The 19037-nt window shown below is 35.8% G+C and carries 13 protein-coding genes; 4 read left to right on the plus strand and 9 right to left on the minus strand.

Annotated features, from left to right (window positions below; genetic code table 11):
• The first annotated feature begins 596 nt into the window (after positions 1-596).
• From H7U22_RS22400 to H7U22_RS22410, 3 genes are all read left to right on the plus strand, one after another.
• Positions 597-1211, plus strand: coding sequence for a helix-turn-helix domain-containing protein (locus H7U22_RS22400; protein WP_248284836.1), 615 nt, complete (start codon positions 597-599; stop codon positions 1209-1211).
• Between the two features lie 242 nt (positions 1212-1453).
• Positions 1454-1969: a glycosyl-4,4'-diaponeurosporenoate acyltransferase CrtO family protein gene (locus tag H7U22_RS22405; RefSeq protein WP_187073575.1), complete on the plus strand. Its 516-nt coding sequence runs from the start codon at positions 1454-1456 to the stop codon at positions 1967-1969.
• A gap of 82 nt (positions 1970-2051) precedes the next feature.
• Entirely contained in the window at positions 2052-2420 is a 369-nt protein-coding gene (locus tag H7U22_RS22410) for a hypothetical protein (protein ID WP_187073576.1), read from the plus strand.
• A 998-nt stretch (positions 2421-3418) separates the two neighbouring features.
• Here the strand turns inward: H7U22_RS22410 and H7U22_RS22415 are convergent.
• From H7U22_RS22415 to H7U22_RS22455, 9 genes are all read right to left on the minus strand, one after another.
• Positions 3419-7708: a PAS domain S-box protein gene (locus H7U22_RS22415; RefSeq protein WP_187073577.1), complete on the minus strand. Its 4290-nt coding sequence runs from the start codon at positions 7706-7708 to the stop codon at positions 3419-3421.
• A gap of 1448 nt (positions 7709-9156) precedes the next feature.
• Positions 9157-10134 carry a DUF5712 family protein gene (locus H7U22_RS22420; protein WP_187073578.1) on the minus strand — a complete coding sequence of 326 codons (978 nt, stop codon included), beginning with the start codon at positions 10132-10134 and terminating at the stop codon, positions 9157-9159.
• Between the two features lie 3 nt (positions 10135-10137).
• Positions 10138-10686 carry a BfmA/BtgA family mobilization protein gene (locus H7U22_RS22425; RefSeq protein ID WP_187073579.1) on the minus strand — a complete coding sequence of 183 codons (549 nt, stop codon included), beginning with the start codon at positions 10684-10686 and terminating at the stop codon, positions 10138-10140.
• A 329-nt stretch (positions 10687-11015) separates the two neighbouring features.
• Positions 11016-11276 (minus strand): helix-turn-helix domain-containing protein, encoded by a 261-nt coding sequence (locus H7U22_RS22430; RefSeq protein ID WP_187073580.1) that lies wholly within the window; start codon positions 11274-11276, stop codon positions 11016-11018.
• A gap of 405 nt (positions 11277-11681) precedes the next feature.
• Positions 11682-12011, minus strand: coding sequence for a helix-turn-helix domain-containing protein (locus H7U22_RS22435; protein WP_187073581.1), 330 nt, complete (start codon positions 12009-12011; stop codon positions 11682-11684).
• Positions 12012-12100: 89 nt separating this feature from the next.
• Positions 12101-13111 carry a hypothetical protein gene (locus H7U22_RS22440; protein ID WP_187073582.1) on the minus strand — a complete coding sequence of 337 codons (1011 nt, stop codon included), beginning with the start codon at positions 13109-13111 and terminating at the stop codon, positions 12101-12103.
• A 653-nt stretch (positions 13112-13764) separates the two neighbouring features.
• A complete protein-coding gene (locus H7U22_RS22445; RefSeq protein WP_187073583.1) occupies positions 13765-13959 on the minus strand; it encodes a hypothetical protein in 195 nt (64 codons plus the stop codon).
• 756 nt (positions 13960-14715) lie between these two features.
• The gene (locus H7U22_RS22450) at positions 14716-15246 is read right to left on the minus strand and encodes a hypothetical protein (RefSeq protein WP_187073584.1); all 531 of its coding nucleotides are present in this window, start codon (positions 15244-15246) and stop codon (positions 14716-14718) included.
• A gap of 533 nt (positions 15247-15779) precedes the next feature.
• On the minus strand, positions 15780-16163 hold the full coding sequence (locus tag H7U22_RS22455) for a LytR/AlgR family response regulator transcription factor (protein ID WP_187073585.1): 384 nt from the start codon (positions 16161-16163) through the stop codon (positions 15780-15782).
• A 408-nt stretch (positions 16164-16571) separates the two neighbouring features.
• On the opposite strand from H7U22_RS22455, the gene H7U22_RS22460 reads away from it, so the two are divergent.
• Positions 16572-19007 carry a chemotaxis protein CheB gene (locus H7U22_RS22460; RefSeq protein WP_187073586.1) on the plus strand — a complete coding sequence of 812 codons (2436 nt, stop codon included), beginning with the start codon at positions 16572-16574 and terminating at the stop codon, positions 19005-19007.
• Positions 19008-19037: the final 30 nt, after the last annotated feature.

Consider the following 19037-nt stretch of genomic DNA (forward strand, 5'->3'; position numbering starts at 1 on the left):
ACATAATGACCGGTCATGGCTATATAACCTAAAAGACTATAACAAATTATAATACCTAATTAACTTACTATTTACCTGATGATGACCCTACCCTTATGGATATAAAAGCTATTTAATCAAAGTTTTATGATGTGGTGCTTCATTTAGCACTGTGGGGTAAGCCGCATATGAAAATAAGGTACCGGCTTTGTTATTTATTGGGGTTATAATTCAACAGCCGGCCAACGCGCAGGATACCCGTGCCAGAACTAAAGTCTTAATGATCTCCGAGGCCTTTTGAATTGCAAACCGTCTATCAGTCTGACGACTTTTACAAAACAAAAGTCAACAACCAAGTTGATACTTTTGAACGTACCCAGAACAGCCCCTTTATTTATGTTGCACAAAAAATTCATTTAGATTGGTGGTCGTCCTTTCCTTCATGACCTTCAACTAAAAGAAGATTATCCATGATTTTCAAGGCGTGTGTACAGGATTGATTACAAATTTGAATAATGGTGTTTCTATTTTTTGTCATCCGTTGATGAAAATCTAACATGCTTACAAATCCCTGCATATTTTAAAGGAATTTCATATATCAAATTAATTCCGCACGAATGGAACATGGCTGGTTTTTAGCCTTTGATCTATCTATCCTTGATAAACAGCTCAAAGATATCCTGGATCAATGTTTATCAGAAATTATACTTACGCCTTTATCTCCTGAGGAATATGCAGGCCTTTGCATTTTTATTGATAACCTGTTTGTCATTTATAATGACCCGCTACTCATGTTTCGCCATGTCATTACGCAATCAATGGTCACTGCGCTTATCTACCAGCTTGCCGCAATTTACCTATCTATGGAGCGCTTCAATCTAATTAGACATTTCGCTAGAAGTATCGAAATCACTAAAGCATTCAAACAAGCGCTTCGCCATAATCTCAAAACCCGAAGGCCATCTGAGTTTGCGGACAAAATGAATATGACAACAAGCTATCTTAATGATACTGTTAGAGCAGTTACTGGTTTTCCGGTCACCTATTATATTCAACAGGAAATGATGCGGGAAACGCAAAGGCTGTTATACTATTCCAGCCTTTCTGTTAAGGAAATAGGCAATACAATAGGATTTGAAGATGAAAAATATTTTAATCGCCTGTTTAGAAAGGTAATTGGCATTTCACCCGGAGCATTTAGGAAGAGAGCTACTTATGAATTGCAAAAATGATAATTGCTTCTTTCTCAAAAAACGAAGGTATCCATCCCCCATTATGTATCTATCTTCAGCTGTAAATTATATACGCCAATTATAGCAAACAAAAAAACGTCTCAAAAAAACCATAAAAAGATTTCAAGCCCTGGTGCCCTTGACAGTAAATAAAGAAACTTCTTTTATAAATGATATTTTATTTTAAAATGCAGGTAAATCCTTTATTTTTACATCCTTAATTTCGCTCAAACCTTTGAAAAATGATCAAGTACCTGACTTTCAGCTTTGCCATTTCCGTTATTTCTTGGATTGTAGGTATGGTAATCAACGCTGTACTCATCAAGACCGAATTCTACAAAAAGAACCTCACAAAGTTTAATTTTATCACAAATGAAAATATAAACAGGTACATTGGGATTGAACTGTTCAAGTGGATCACCATACATTCCTTTTTCAGATATTTCAACCCGAAGTTATCGGTTAAAAAAAAGATCAGACCAACAGAATTACCTGAGCTGCGCAATGAAATGACCATCGCCGAAATCAGCCATTTAATAGCTTTCTTCTTTGTGAATGTTTTTGTTTTGATAAAACTTATTGGAGGAGCCTATTTATTCGCACTGGTCATCCTGCTGGTGAACATCGTGATGAACCTATACCCTACCTTGCTACAACAACAAAACAAAAGGAGAATCGATAAATATGGCACTATGCTGGCAGCCAGGGAAGCGCATCGCATCCGTACACTTTCCTCAGTAAGGGCCACGGCTCAGTAGCATAGTTAATGTTCCATTGATTCGGCTAACGGTATCGCCTCGATTGATCACACGCTATATAAAATTTCAGATGTCCATAACGGTGATACAAATTAAACATCCATTTGGACATTGTAATAAAATGCAGGAAGAAATGATTGCAAAAACTCCTGCCAGTGAAAAGGAGTTCAACGAATTATTATTTAGTTATGGAAATGCTAGTTATCTATATCATTCTAATGCAAATCTTTTTACGCCGAACATAGAGGATTATAATGAGTGGCTATCTGGATTAGAACCAATGGTAAAAAAAGCGATGGAGGAATGCGGATTTGATGAGTGTTTAAACGTTCTATCTATTACACGATATGTTAATAAAAAAAATGATATTGGCATGGATGAATATGTTAAACGATTGATGGGAGAGCAAAACTTCGCTTCTCATAAAAATATAGTTAACAATCCCAAATAACTAACGAAAGGGTAATAATTTTGATGAGCGATTTTAAATCCTTACAGGTAGCTTTTGAAATTAGACAATTAAACAAGGTTCACATCCAAGCGAGAATTACGAAAAGCCTCAAATTTTTGTTAGGATTTTTTGATTCTCAATAAAATACATTTTCAACCTAAATCGCCAGAATCTAAATTTATAGTGTATATGGGATTTTTTTTACAGTTTATAAATCCTATATTTAAACTATACTTTAGGTGCAAATGCAAACCTTCTGAATAGATTATTGTTCATGGTTACCAGGAAGATATGTTTATGAAAAAGAAATTTACTGTTCAGAATTTTAAACAGTCACTCATTATAGCAACACTTTGCTCTTTAATATTTTTATTTATTTGAATCAAAAAAAGACATATATTGGGTACTAATGGCAATCATGTTTGTAATTTTTTTCTTGATCACCTTTTCTTCAGAAGTTTTTACAGTTATTTTTCAGAAGAGCGGGAGCAAATATTAAAAGAAAAAAATAAGTTTAATTAAGATAATAATTTTTGCCCTCTGATAAGTATTCCACAAGATAACTTCAACCTATTCACATCCCCCTAATAGTATATCGGCTATTGTATTTTTTCTACTAAAGAAGTCCTTATGTCACCTACATATAAGCAGCGAACTGTCTTAAAAAACGAAAGCATTTATCCCATACTCTATCTCTTTCTTTCAGCTGTAAGTTTACTTGCACAAATTACGGCAAAGAGAAAAAATGTCTCAAAAAAGGAAAGTATCCCTACCCTATTCTTCTTAAGCTGATAATTTTAATGTTAAGTACGGCAAAAGAAAAGGATAACTTCTGCAGCTGTATGGAACGGGACAACCGAAGTGATAAGATATACATATCTTCCTCTTCCTTAAATATTTGACATTCCTAAAAACGAGCCTTTCCCGAATTCACTTACAGTAAGATAAAAAAAACAGGAGCTGTTATATTACATTTTAAAAGATTTGGTTACCTACGATTATAAATATTTTTCTGTTAAGATTTTTTTAAGGATTAACACCTCGTTTATAAAATCATTTGTAAGGTCAGCCGACATCGGGAAATCGAATTGAGTAATGGCTTCCAGTTTAGAAGAATATTTTTGCAGCAGCATCAATCCGGCTGATGAGGAAGTTCCATAAATTTTATGTCCAAGCAATTTGATATTTTCTATATCGCCTATCTTAGCCAGTTCTTTTAGCTGTTCTGCAAACTTTTCTAATTGCATAATGGTTAGCGATGCAATTTTAGCAAGCTTTTCTTTATTTTCGCCATAATACATGCTTAATCTTGATGGATCGAAATGCTCATCACCTTCAGCATCCGATTCGATTGATATAGGTTTATCATCGGTAATTTTTCCAATCCATTTATTTATAACCAATTCTAAAGCGCCTTGAAAGATTGGTTTCGTAATAAAATCATCCATGCCCGCATCTAAACACTTTTCACGCTCACCAGAAACATTTCCTGCAGTTACCGCAATAATTGGTGTATGTTTCCCCTTTTCCAACTCACGGATAGCTTTTGTAGCTTGCAGCCCATTCATTACTGGCATTTGCACATCCATTAAAATAAGATTTGGTGCATGTTTGATAAAACACTCTAAACCATCTTTGCCATTATTTGCTTCAATGATTTCTATTCCATCCAACATATTTGAAATTAAGCTTCTGGTTAAAAATCGGTTTACTTCGTTATCCTCGACAATTAATATTTTTATTTTTTCGGTATCAGTTCTAATTACCGCTTTTGCTTCTATCTTATTTAGTGCGGCACTTGCTTCAACATCTTGTTTTACATGCAATTTTGATAAGGCATCATACAAATCGGGCATTTTTATTGGCTTAACAAGCCTGCGGTTAACCTTTAAAGTTTTGCTGGATGTAATTAATGTATTATCATCGGCCGAACTGTGTAATAAAAGAATTGGTAAGCTTTCATGCGATTCAAAGAAGCTCTTTCTGATTTTATCTATCGTTTCCAAACCATCCATAAAGGGCATGTGGTAATCCATTAAAACAGCATCAAACAATCTTCCTTCGGCTAAATACTGCAATGCTTCAAAGCCACTTTTAGCCAAGTCGGTATTAATGCCTTTTAAGTTGAGCATATCTCTAAGGAAATTCCTGTTGTTATCATTATCATCCACAATCAGAACGTTTTTAACCGCATCAATTTCTTTCCACTCAATTGCATCACCCTTTTCGCATTCAAGCCGGATATCGAAATAAAATGTACTTCCTTTTCCTGCCTCGCTTGAAAGTTCTAACCTGCTTCCCATCATCCTTAACAACTTGTTAGAGATGGTTAGCCCTAATCCGGTTCCGCCATATTTTTTCGTGGTTGATGAATCTTCTTGAGCAAAAGCTTCAAATATTTTGTCTTGCTTATCGGCCTGAATACCAATTCCGGTATCGCGGATACTGAATCGAAACATGCATTTTTTAGTATCTTCTTCTAAAATTTCTACCTTCAATTCTATCTCACCTCGTTCGGTAAATTTAGCTGCATTACCGAGCAAATTGGTTATCACCTGTTTCAAACGAACATCATCAGCCCACACAAATCGCGGTAGTTCTGGACTTAAATTCAGCAACATTTCCAGATTTTTAGACTGAATTTGATACGTAGTAATATCCGTGGCCTGACAAGTCATTTCATATAAATCGCACTTACCAATATCCAGTTCGAATTTGCCGGCTTCGATTTTAGAAAAATCTAAAATATCGTTAATAATGTTAAGCAGTGCCCCGGCAGATTGGCTAACAATTTTGAGGTACTGTTGTTGAATTTCGTCGAGCTTAGTTTTTAATACCAAATCGGTAAAGCCAATTACACCATTTAATGGCGTTCTGATTTCGTGGCTCATGTTTGCCAAAAATTCTGATTTTGCCAGGTTTGCCTCATCCGCGTGCATTCTGGCAGTTTTAAGTTCTTCACGCTGGGCAATCATACCAGAAATATCCTGCGTAAAAATCATCATACCACCAATTTCCGCTTCAGAACGGTACCATGGGCGCATCTCCATGGTTATGAAATGTTTCTCATCAGTTTGAGAATCTATAAAAATATCTTCCTCTCGCCTATCAATTTTACCTTTTAAAATTTCTTTGTGCCTTGCTTTTCGTTCTTCATCCAAATTTGGAAACATTTGGTAATGTGAGGCGCCAATTAAATCGTTGGTTTTAAATTTATAATCATCAATCCATTTCTGGCTAACTGCCAGATATTTCATATCATTATCAAGCATAGCAACCGCTGCCGGTGTATGTTCTATAAAAGCCAAGAGGCGGGCTCTTTCAGTAGAAAGTGCCTCTTCCATTTTGTTTTGATTGGTGATATCAGTTGCCACACCAAGAAAACCGATTACTTCGCCTTGTGGGTCGGTAATTAATGACACATTAAGCGAAACATCTAGCTTATTGCCGGTTTTGGATACGAAACTCAATTCGTGTTTGGCAGAAGAATTTTTCTTAGATATCTCAAGGAAATACTCAAAACCAATCAGGTCATTTTCGAACACTTTAACGGCAGGCTCCTGACTTTCAATTTCATGCCTGATGTAAAGCATTTCAGGATTTTGCTTCCCAATCATTTCTGCAGCAGCATATCCAAGCAAACTTTCTGCACCTGTATTAAAAACGGTAATTATACCATTTAAGTCAGTTGCTATAATGCATAAATCAGAAGCAGCATTTAATACATCATCCAAAAGTTTTTTAGATTCTTCCAACGCAATTTCCGATTTTTTATATTCATCTATATCTTGGAAAGTACCGTATAAACGTGTACAAACGCCATCTTGAAATACTGCATTTCCAATAGCCCTAACCCAAATATCTCTGCCTTTTGCAGTTGTTATTTCCAGCTCCAAATCATAAGGTTCACCAGTTGTTACATTATTCTGGAAAGCCCTTTCAATCTTCTCTCTACTTTCTCCAGGCTTATAAAAGCTAATGGCAACGGAAATGTCTGGCACAAAAGATTCATCCACTTCATGAATTTCTCTTGTTATTGATGTCCACTCTATTTTATTGGAAGCCATGTCCATCTCCCAACCACCTACTTTCGCAACCTTATTGGTTTGTTCCAAAATGCTCTTTGTTCGAAGTAAATCTTTCTCAAGAGCATGCTGTTCAGTAATGTCAACAGCATTACCAATAACATAAAAACCACCAGTATCATCTTCCTGCACCACGTTTGAAAACATCCACGTTCTTTCGCTACCATCTTTAGCTAAGGTTAGCATCTGACCTTTTGCAAATCCTTGTTTTTGTATTAATTGAAGATATTGGTCGAGATATACGTGCCTGTTTTTTGGAACAATATCGTAAAGTGAATATCCATCGAGTTCGACCTTTGTGTAACCCAGGATTTTTGCTCCAGATTCGTTCACAGAAATGAATTTACCCGCCAAATCGTGTGTACACATTAAGCCTTGCGAATTTTCAAAGAATTGTTTAAACTTTTTCTCGCTCTGTAGCAGCTTTTGCTGCTTATCAAGCTGTTCAGTTATATCCCTACCAATAGCAGAAACTTTTCTTGTTGTAGGCACTATTGTTGCAACCCATTCTATTGTTTTAAAATCATTTTTCGCGGTTAGCAATCGATGTGTAAATCCTATTCTGCTTGCATCTTTTAGTAAACTGCCAAGTTTAGCTTTGGTGTACCATTTATCTTTTTTATGCACAAAATCGTACAGCAGTTTACCTAAAATCTCTTCGTTTTTCCAGCCAAGAATACGTTCAAAGCTTGGATTTACGTTTTCCAGATTTCCATCTAAGCCGCATATGCAAATCAAATCTTCAGAAAGCTCAAATATTTCAGAGAAGTTCTGTAATTCAGTACAGCTCCATTCTTTATGTAACTTTCCTAATTGAGAACATAACTGGCCTATTGCCTCGATTTGTGAAGCTTGTAAAGGTTTTTCATCTTTATCCAACAAACCTAGTAAGCCGGATACTCCATCAGAGTCATTTTGTATTGCGAAAGTGTAAAAAGTTTTGTAAGGTTTTAGATACGAAAAATCACAAGCAGGGAATGTGTCGAAAGCTAGATTATTTTGGGATGTTTTTTCGCGACAATTGGATAGCAACGAATCAAATTCTGCTTCAGATAAAATATCGGTGCTGAGCTCGGTCATATTACCATAGACATCAGTGCCGTTAGAGGTGAGAAAAAAATATTCTAAGCCAGAGATTGACTTCGCAACAGAAGCAAGGTCGCTAAAATGACCAATCGTGTCAGATTTTATGTTACTTAACATAGAGATGGTTTTCTAATTATTTGGTTAGTCAAGATCGGATCGTCCTGGAGATGATTTGAAGTTAAATCAAGTTTTGGTAAAATACATAAATTTTATCCAATGTCATATGGCTTCCTTGTTCATAACGATTCAATTTTTTTAGTTTATATACTATTTATTGCAGTAAGTATTTCAACTTCGATATTTTTATTTTGCAATGGCTGCGTCTGGCAAACTTGAATTCAAATTTTCGATAAAGCTTTATTTGCGGGAACGTTTTTATGGCATTTTCTGCTCCACTTTTTTTGGAATAGGCACCACAGTTGTCATGAAGGTGGAAATACTGTCCTGCGCTATTACCCCCGATCTCCGTATTATTCAAAAACGGCTTTAATATATTAGCTTGATGAACATCCAATTTTAGTTTTTTATTTGTTCTAATGATTATAGAATTATTTATTTAATTTTTTGGGTGCTTTAATTTGGTCAATAATCCTAGGCAAATAAAACTTCTTACAGACTCTATATTTTATCAAGATTTCCCAAGTGATGTAGCCAAATATATCGTAAAACCTGATTTCTCAGAATGATACGGCGCCAGGATAAAAGTGATGGTAATCATATCTTTCTGATACTCATTGAATCTATCGGCGATCTTTCCGATTGATGAGCTTTTATGCTCTTATCAAAACTATTGACTCATATCTGTGTCTTTACCCAAACAAATGTTGATATCTGCGAAAAAATCAAAACATGGAGCACGCGATTTTGCTAAAATCGAACATTGAAAATGCAATAGAAGGGCTGTTTACTATGGATGACCAAAGACAATATAATCCATAAACTCAGCTGCATGCAAATTTTTCAAATTTGAAGAATTTGGGATCCTTGTGGATAAACCAATCCATTTGACCCCTTCTCGCCAATTTACTAATATACAGACAATCAAAAATTTATAACAAATTAATTTCCCGTTATAAGGGATCAATCTACTCCGGTTTATCCAATATAGTAAACAATTCCTTCTCTGCTGCCAAAATTTGCGAATGCAGCTGGGAGATCAAGAGAAAGGAGGTATTTACCTTAATCCGTGCCCTTGCAAAGTTTTAGTACCTAATAAGTTATCTTCTAAATTTTTAGCTTTATCAAGAATATTTGGTGCATTGTATTTTTATTTATCATTTTGAACTTACCAAGTTCTTTTTTATTTGTTAGCTGTTAAACTCCCTTAGATATAGCAAAACCTAATAGTGCTTTTTTTATCAATCCCATCGTGTTTTTAGTTTTATAAAGAACTTAAAAGTCAGAATAAAGTTCTTACTTCTATAAATAGTGTAAGTTAATAGTTGCGGTGCTATTAACTTGGAGATAATTCCGTTCATTTTTATTACGCTGGCCAATTCTCGTTAAAGGGTAGAATAGTGAGAATGATGATTATTAAAATAACAATTTTTACTGTTTTGCCGAACCTACCTGCTAAGTCCCTGTGACTGTTGCAACTTTTTACGCCTCCGTTTCTCAGCTTCTTCAACAGAATCTGTATGTTGGGGCTCGTAAGTAGGTTCCATCAAGATTTCCAATAGCCCAATGCCAGCATCTTTTGCAATAGTCATCATATCGCTAACATTGCTAAAAAGTCCATCTGAAATTCCTTTCGACAAACTATCGATACGGATATCTCTTGAAATGTCAGTCGAAAGTTCGGAGATCATTTGCATCTGGGTTTTCTGTTCAGGAGTTCCGTTTTTCATAACATTTGCATATATAAACTTATCCTTGAGCCCTCTATCGAATTTGAATAAATTATCAAATACTTCCTCACCAGACTGTTTAAATGCACTGCGGTTAAATTGCCCTAATTTTGCAGAATGTTGTTCATTTCTTCCTTTCGAGGTATTTTGAGGACTAAGCTTAACTTTATTGCTCAAATCTTTCCGACTCACAATCACTTGAACGTGCATTTGTTGTCCTTCTTTTCGATCTCCATTCTGTTTTGTTCCGTTTTTTACTTCTTTATCTGTGTGCTTGTAGTAACGGTAGTTTTCAACCTTGCCAAACCATAAAAGATCGTTGTTGGTAATAATACCTGGCCTTTTGAAATTCTTAGCGTATTCGTCCATAATATTTACCGCCAATTCCTTTAGTTTCTCCTTTACACCACTTTCGCCATATTGTTTAAAAAGATGCTCCAGCTCCTTTTGGCTCGGACTGATATTGATCAGGAAAAACTTACTGTCATCACTGCCAAGCTTTGCAATATTGTTATCGATCTTAACCCGAACTTCCTGCCTTCTGATATCGTTTCTTGCACCATTGAACCAGTTTTCGTAATCCGGCACTGAATTTTTCCCATTCTTCAGGTCATTCTCCTTTTCCAAATAATTGACCAAAGCTCCGCTACTGCCTTTGTTATTTCCTGTTTCCGATGCCGTAATGTTAATGTACATAGGCTAAATACTTTCAAGGGATTTTCTGACATGGCTCTGCAGTTCCTCTTTTTTGACAGCTGATACCGGCCACCCCAAAGATTCCCTCTGATTGATATAATAATTGAGTATCTCTCTAAAACTGGACTTCAGTTTACTTTTTTCATTGTAATATTGGTGGGTTCTGGCAATTTCTTTTTCCAGCTGTACCGTTCGGTTAGAAATTCCTTCACTTTTCTTTTCCTCTTTCTGTAGATGCTGCCAGATTATTTTGAAATATTCTGTATGCTCTTTTGCTATGATAGTGAGTCCGTTACAGTCGGTAAACATGGGTAACAGAAAATCCTTTTCCTGCTTTTTAAAAAATGCTATTATCCTGTTCACTCCGTTAACCAGCTCTTTCTTAAGTAGCTCGTCGTTGAAATCGATCGGGTCTTTTTTTGTGCCATAAAAATAATTTACCATCTGTATAACGACCAGTTTTTTCGGTCTACCCAGTTTCACCGAAATTTTCTCCAGTTTTTCGTCTGTTGCTTTTGGGTATCGCACAGACTTGATATTGATATCTTCCATTACCATATCCTTAAAAGTTTTTCTCCAATCCAATATTAAGCATCACTTCACTTCCCAGCTTTGGATGCCATGAGGGTTTATATTTAATAAAACCGCTTTCCTTCAATTCCCTGATATTTTTGTGGTATGTAGAAACAGACTTTATCCTTGAAAATCGCATTAGCATTTTTCTGCTTACATTAAATGGAAGCGTTACATCCTGATGATTACAACATTGAACCAATGCAAATAATATGCTTAAATGAGTTGGGAAAAAATGTGGCTGTTGTGACGCATGCGCAAAATATTTTCGCAATCCTTTGTGATACAAATTTTCATCTTTCTTCATTTCATTTACCCTCCATCATCTTTTCAATTTTTTCTCGGCTGTAAAACATTATTCCCCCAACCTTACGGAATGGCAAATTGCCATTGATGCGCAGGTTCTGTAATGTTCCGGGTGAAATATTTAGCATTTTTCGCACCTCAGCGCTCTTTAACCATGATTTGTTTGACGTACCACTATTAGTTTTTAATATATTTTTCATTTCATGCAGCATTTCTGTCTTAAACTGCTGCAGATCATCCATCGTAATAATGTCCATTTTCATAATTAGCTCCTTTCATTTTGCTATATGCATTAATTCACATATAGATATATTTTTACATTCAAATATTCGGTATACCTCAAAGTATACCATTTAGTGTCTTTATCGGCTTGAAAGGCCAACAAGTATCCCCGGAGGATACTTGAAACCCCTGTAGCGATAGCTCAGGGCAAGCAAGTAGGGCCACTGCCCAACTTCCGCTTGCTCAAAACCCCGAAAAGGGGATTGACTGCCTGAACCGTCTTTCTACAGCCAATGACAGCAACCTTGAAAGCGCCACAACCTTTTGGGCTGCTCCGAATTAACCTTCTGTGCCAGTAGTTTTTGTTACACATAAACCATTGTTATGTGGATATATAATCTATGTTGTTATATAGTACATATCTATTTAGCAACAGGGATATATAGTTATGTTGGTGGTACGATACCATTCGTTGGGGAATAGATTTCATCAGTGGTTTTCTTCTTTCCCGACCGTACCCATTCTGACAGTTCCACGGCGGAGAAATAAAGTCTTTTACCCCGCTTGTTCACGGGGATTTCCTTCCGGCTCACTTTGGTGTAAAGGGTGGGTACGGACAGGCTAAGAAATTTGGCAGCCTGTCTGATGGTCAATAAATCGTCTCGGGGACGTTGGGAATTTTGCGACCTGTTTTCCAGCAACAGGTCTTTAATACAATCTACCTTTTCGTGCAGTGTACTAATGGCCTGCGGTAGTTCTTCAAATGTGTACTTCATAAGCGGTATCTTTTGTTTTGATACCGCAATGTTAGTCGCTTATTTTGTAGGGTTGCAACACGTTAAACCACATCCTTACCGTTTCCCTACTAATATTTACTGTTTTTTTTGTTTCGGACTGTTGGAACCAGAAAAGGAACTTTGTCTTTCATCCTTACCTCTAAAATTGGTGATTTGCAAACCTTGGTATCGGAAGATATAATTGCACTTAGCCAACCCTCCGAGTATTCGTTTACTTTATCTCCATTGCTATATAAGAAATGTTTTAGAATCCATTTTTCAAGTTCCGTTTTATTGCACCCAACGATCAGGTTTGCTTCATAGAGTTGCTTAAAAGCATCGGCAAGCATATTACTGTTTCCGTTGAAGATCATCTGGCTTGCAGGTTGTTCTTCCAATTTTATCAGTGCAGCAAGTTGGTTGAAATGTTCCTCTGAAAAATAAGTCCTTATGATTTGCAAAAAATCATCTATATACTGATTATTGAATTTTGGCCGACCCGCATCTGGATTATACGGGATTTTTGGGGATAGCTCTGCCGTAGCATCTTCAACTTGTTCTGGGCTTTTTTGTTTGGCTATCCATTCCTCGAACGTTTCACGGGGATTTAGAATTTCATCTACTTCGCTGATCAGCTCACTTAAAAACTTATCCCTAATCTTCAAAGTATCATGCAGACTTTCCACAAACTCATCACCTATATAAATATCCTTGTAGTCTGATTGCAGGTTATTAACGATAAATAGGTAATCGAGTTGAATCGAAAATATGAAGTTGCCGGGATATTCGGCTCTAAGTTCACCGTAATGTTGGTGGAAATTTGTCCATATGAGTTTAAACCTTTCCTTTAATTTTTTGAGCTGTTCAAATTCTCTTTTTAAACTAGTGTCGCTAAGGGACAGCAGGTCAATTAATGCCATGTCTTTTAATACCCTGATTTCACTCTTGTAAGTGAACGAATCATAATAGTGGGTTTCGTGGGTGAGGCTATAAGCTGGCTTATTTCCATTTTCTTTTATGGGGCTCTTTAGTTCAGCTTTGGTAACGGTAAGGAGATTAAAAGTCTGTATTTTGGTTAAAAAACTAGTCAATATATTCATGTGTAATCATTACAATTAAAAGTCCTTTCTAATAGTGTATAATACAAACCTGGCCTGTGTAATTTGAAACAGCTAGGCTATACGAAAATTATACCATAGATTATAAGCACTAATTTAAATACCTAATTTAGTCAAATTATTATTATAGATTGCCGATTTACAAGAATACAAAGGCAAACGCCTCCCTATTTAATTATGTTATCAAAATAATGATCGGATTCCATTAGCCGACTTAATGACGGTTATAATGCTCATGGCTACTTGAGCTGCAGGATTTGATAACTCATTTCCTGGTTATTCATGTTTTTGGCAAGTTCATTCAGCGAGAATTTTATGATATTGGATTTAAATCGCTCAATCTGCATAGTCACTACTCAAGATCTTCTCTGATAAGCTGCTCCTGTAAAAAACGATATAAGCCTGCTCAATGAACCTTTGAGCCATTCGTATCATGATATAAATTTTGACCCTTCTTATTTAAATAAAGTGAGAGCTATTTTGAAAATAAGCAGGTATGCCAAAAATAGCTCAGCTGGACTATTAAGAGGTTCTGGATTTGATAAGCAAAGTATTTCAACTAAGATTTTCTCATCACTATCAAAACCTTTATTACTATCGCATATTTTTTGTTGGTTCGAAGTCTTATTCACTAATCAACTATATCGCGAGGTTATTTCAACCGCCATCAGGCCATGGCTCGTCATCTCAATTTCAAATCCAACATGGCTTCCTACCTTTAATTCCTCGTTATATAATTCGATCTTGAATTGTATTTCCTGAAAATTTTCATCTCTTATACAACCGAATTCATCAATCCTAGCGGTGCTCACAATTATACCTTCTCTCATGTTAAGCTAGTAACATCAGAGAGCCAATATCGTTTTACTTTTGGAAAAAAAACATATCAATTTAGCCTTTTCTTATATTTGAATTTCCAAAAATGAAAAGTAAAACATAGGCTTAAAGCAGGGGTACTTGGTTTTTCAGGGGCAATAAAGTCGCCTCTACTTTCTTTTAACTGATTTATCATTTGTTTTACCTTGTTGTATCATATTTACCAAAAAAAGATAAACATAACATTTGTCAAACTTAACTGTTGGACCAGAAGGTCTGACTTATAAAACTTATAATCACATATAAACCAAATATGTTAGTAAATTCTAAGCCGAAGCAACTGCTTTCCTGCACCACATTTTTCAAGAGGTATCTTAAAAAAGATATGGATTTTTGCATTACTCAATCTCGTCTGCCTTATGTTTTGAAGAAAGAAATCTTTTTAATCTTGTTCTGGGGAAGATCTGATATTCCATCTATTTGTACTATTTTTTTTAGTTGTATTAAACTTCGTTTTTCTATATAGTAAAATTTATTAAATAGGCACAGTTGTCGAGACTTTATTCAGCTGAGTCAAATGGATGAGATCAAATTTAATTTTTATGAAATATAATTTAGGGGATTATTTATCATAATTTTAGAACTAAGCATTACGGGGTAGATTTATTACTGCCTTCTCAGAGTTTCTTTAGAAAGAATCGTGAGCAATTTTTTTTCGGCCTAACGCACTCAGTAAAAATAAATTTGATTTATTTCGTTAATCAGGTACATTATTCCACATCCGAAATGTATTTAATAAGATTGCCACTGCGCATTGTCTGTAATTTCGCTGAAAACGATTCATCACTTTCAATAAAATTTCGTAATATGCGTCCACCTTCATTTTCAAAAGGTTGCATTTCTATCACTTTTCCATCCCTTGTCAGCCATAACTTTAACCTCAAGGCTATTTCATCATTTATAAAGATGGCTAAGTTGTTGTCATTAATTAGTTCAATTCTTAGGTTGGTAATGCCATCGAAACGCTCAGCAAAAGTGACTAATGATTTAGTAGAATCATAGTTCTCTGTGAGTGAATGACCAATTACCTCAAAAATTTTTTCTGTGTATATAGAATCGATATTCACTTTAACCTTACCATAATTGCCCTTCATGGATATGATAATTATCGCTGGATCTTGCTCTTCTCTATGAATAAATATTTCGTTATCGATCGAGCAGTATAGTTCGGGGAAAGCATTTTTAATAATTTCACAGAGCTGCACGCCCGAAAGATTTCTGGAATTTATAAATGTTTTCATAAGCATATGAAATTATCCAGTAATATACCTTAAAAAAACTGCTTAAACAGAATCGATTCAATTAATTTTTAAAGCATTCGAATTTAAAGAAGATTATAGTTTGGGATGAATTCCCCCTGCAAAAATCGTTACGCGCAAAATTTAATTTTAGATACCGCTCAAATTACTTAAGGGGGAAATCGGTGGATATCTCCAAACATCAAAAGCAGCACACTGGAAAAATCAAGCTAATTCTGGTAGTATTTTAAATTTATGGGCTCTTTGATAAAATCATTGATGCTGGTATAATGATTCCGCACGTCAATGGGAATAGAGTAGATCCACTGGGTTACAACAGTATTTACGGAATATTTAGGCCGCGAATCGGGCTTTTCTAAGCCACCAATAGAATCGGAAAATGAACTGTCATACTCTGAAACCCTAAGTGAAAAATAGTATAACAAAATGCTGTATTCTGCCTGTTCTTCTTATATTATTAATGTGCGAAATCTTTGCTTGAATTAACATTAAATCCATCGAGAGATTATTTTAAATCAAATTTCTGAATTTAACGGTGATCCTATCGCTCTGTTGACAGTAAAGAGAAATTTTGAAAAATCTAATGGCTTCAGTAAAAAACTATCACCTTCAACACTAAAAGCAGCTAGTGCATGTTCAGAATATCCGGTTACGAAGAATATAAAATTTACATGTTCCCTAAGAATAACCGCTACGTCCAATCCAGAGATTTCCATTTTGATGTCAAGAAAAAGAAAATCTATTTTTTCTTGCTTTTTAATCTCATTAACAGCAACCAATGGGTTCAGGTAACTTTCAGTGAGTTTCAACTTTGGTATCATTGCGATGTAATCACTCAATATCTCAATTGAAATGGGATCATTATCTACAATTGCACACCTATATTTTTTTTCTGACAATTTCATCATTTTACAACAACACAACAATAACAATAGTTTGAGTTAAAACATCTAGGAGTGTCTTAAAGCCAATGAATGAAGATAAGATAGAAATGAATTTAATAAATAAATCGTTTCGATTTTATCTCCTTCTTGGAAACTTAACGGGCAAATTGACCAGAAAACAATGATGGATATCCCAGCACGTCTTCGATGTTATATCAGAAAAGCTTAAATCAATACTTTGGGATTGACTTAATAATTCTTTGCAGAAACTGTGTCACGATAGGATATCAGCAAAGAAATAAGAATGCATCAAAAGCGAATATTTACTAAATTGAATCTGCCATGTATTAATCAGTAAAAGGGAATTAATCGCTTAATAAGATTACATTTGACAGAAATCAATTAGGTTTTCAAATACGGGTCATGGCTAAAATTAATGAAAAACAGTACATTATAGCCATTGGTGCGTCTGCCGGTGGGTTGGAAGCAATTTCAGCTTTTTTTGATTATACGCCGCTTGATGCGGTATCTTACATCATCATACAGCATCTTTCGTCAGATTTCAAAAGTCACATGGCCAACATATTAGCGCCCCATAGTAAGTTGCGGGTAATAGAGGCCGTCGAAAATGTGACGATAAAACCCAATACAGTTTATCTTATTCCAAGTTCTAAGTTTATGACCGTGAAAGATGGACGACTATCATTATCGGATAAAGCAGATCAGTCCCGGCCTTATATGACCATTGATTATTTTTTTGCCTCCCTTGCTAAGGAGCGCGGGGATAAGGCGATAGGCATAATTCTCTCCGGAACCGGCAATGATGGCTCAAAAGGTATTTTAAATATTAAGGAAGCTGGAGGTATGGTCCTCGTTCAAGATCCAGATACGGCGAGCTTTAATGGAATGCCAATGGCTGCGCTAGCTACGGGTTGCTCAGATCTGGTCCTATCTCCACAGGCTATGCCACAGGTGATAGAAGATTACGTGAAAGACGGAACGCTCGAGTTGCTTATTGATGGAAGGCCAGATGTTATCAGTGAGGCTGAGCTCTCAAAGATATTTGATTTGATCAAAGGAAATTTGCCACTTGATTTTTCAGACTACAAAAGGCCCACTATTATCAGAAGAATCAAAAGGAGGATGGTCGAGCATAACTTTGGCAAGATTGATCTATACCTCGATTTTCTAAAAAGCCACGCTAATGAGGTAAAGATACTAGCCAATGATTTTCTAATTAGCGTAACCGCCTTTTTCCGGGATCCGGAAGCATTTAAGATGATTGAGGAAAAGATCATTCCCGATATTATAAACAGAAACAATACAAATGTGCTAAAAATATGGGTGGCTGGATGCGCTACCGGGGAAGAGGCATATACCCTTGCAATGTTGGCAAAAGAATACTCGGTTAAGCACTCCAAAGATATTGAAATTAAGATATTCGCAACGGATATTAATAAAGCTGCTCTGGATACCGCATCTAAGGGCATTTATGATATCACCATAGAGCAGACTGTTTCAAAGGAAAGACTAGAACGATTTTTCACATGGGATGGTAAGAACTACAGGATAAAATCGGATATCAGAAAAATGCTAATCTTTGCGCAGCACGATCTTGTTAAAAACCCTCCATATTGCAATATAGATCTGATCAGCTGCCGGAACCTGCTCATTTATTTAAATGTCACCCTACAAAAAAAGGTATTAGGCATGATGCACTTCGGATTAAAAAAAGGTGGATACTTATTTCTAGGGCCGAGTGAAAATGCAGCAATCCTAAGAGAAGACTTTGATGAGATTAGTGCAAAATGGAATGTTCTGCAAAGCAATAAGGCCGGGCGGGCGGTTAAGTTCGATACCTTTTCATCTCATGTTATTGAGGGCGCGAAAACAACAACAATTGAGGTAAGTAAAAAAAGTGTTGTTCCAATTTCCAAATCAGCACTTGCTGATCAGATAAACAACGCTGTATTTAAGGCATCAGGTTTTAACGGTGTTTGCACGGATGAAGATCTAATGGTCATTCAATCATTTGGAGATACAACACCCTACCTCAAGAGCATAAATTTTAACCACAATCTTAACCAGCTGTTGCCCGAAACGATTTCTATTGCATTTAGAGCCGCTGCCCACAAGGCTTTAAAGATGGATGAAAAAGTGGTATTGAACAAAATTATTATCCCAAGCAAGGGCAGGTTTAAAGCCAAAACTGTCAATATTTTTATAACTCCATTTTTTATTGAAAAATCTGAGGGAAGATTACTTATAGTTGAGTTTAGCGAAAAGATATCAAAAACGGAAGAAAAAAATATCATCAATGTAGATGATATCAATGAGGTAACAAAGGAACATGTGATCAGTCTGGAACATGAGAATGCGGAATTAAAACAAAATCTCTCTGTCGCACATGAAAGCATAGCTTCTTCAAACGAAAATATGCAGTCATACAATGAAGAGTTGCAGTCTGCGAATGAAGAAATGCAGTCTGCGAATGAAGAAATGCAGAGTACGAACGAAGAGCTTCAATCTGTAAACGAGGAGCTCCAAACGATCAATAAAGATCATCATATGACCATTGATGAGCTAACGGATCTGAATGATGATTTAAACAACTATTTTCGAAGTAATACTAATGGCCAGTTATTCGTTGACCAGGACCTGTTGCTCAAAAGATATTCTCCAGGCGCGGTAAAGCATATCAATATCCGCGAGGGCGATATCGGACGCCCGTTGAGCAATATAACCACGAACATAAAGCTTGAGACATTGATCCAAGATATCAAGGATGTTATAAATGATGAAAAGCCAGTTACTGCATATACCAATAAATTTGACCCCCTTTCGCCAATTTTAAATTGACCCCCAGAGTTGTTGCTTGAAAAAAGCAGA

The organism is Pedobacter fastidiosus, assembly GCF_014306625.1.
In the GTDB taxonomy this organism is placed as follows: domain Bacteria; phylum Bacteroidota; class Bacteroidia; order Sphingobacteriales; family Sphingobacteriaceae; genus Pedobacter; species Pedobacter fastidiosus.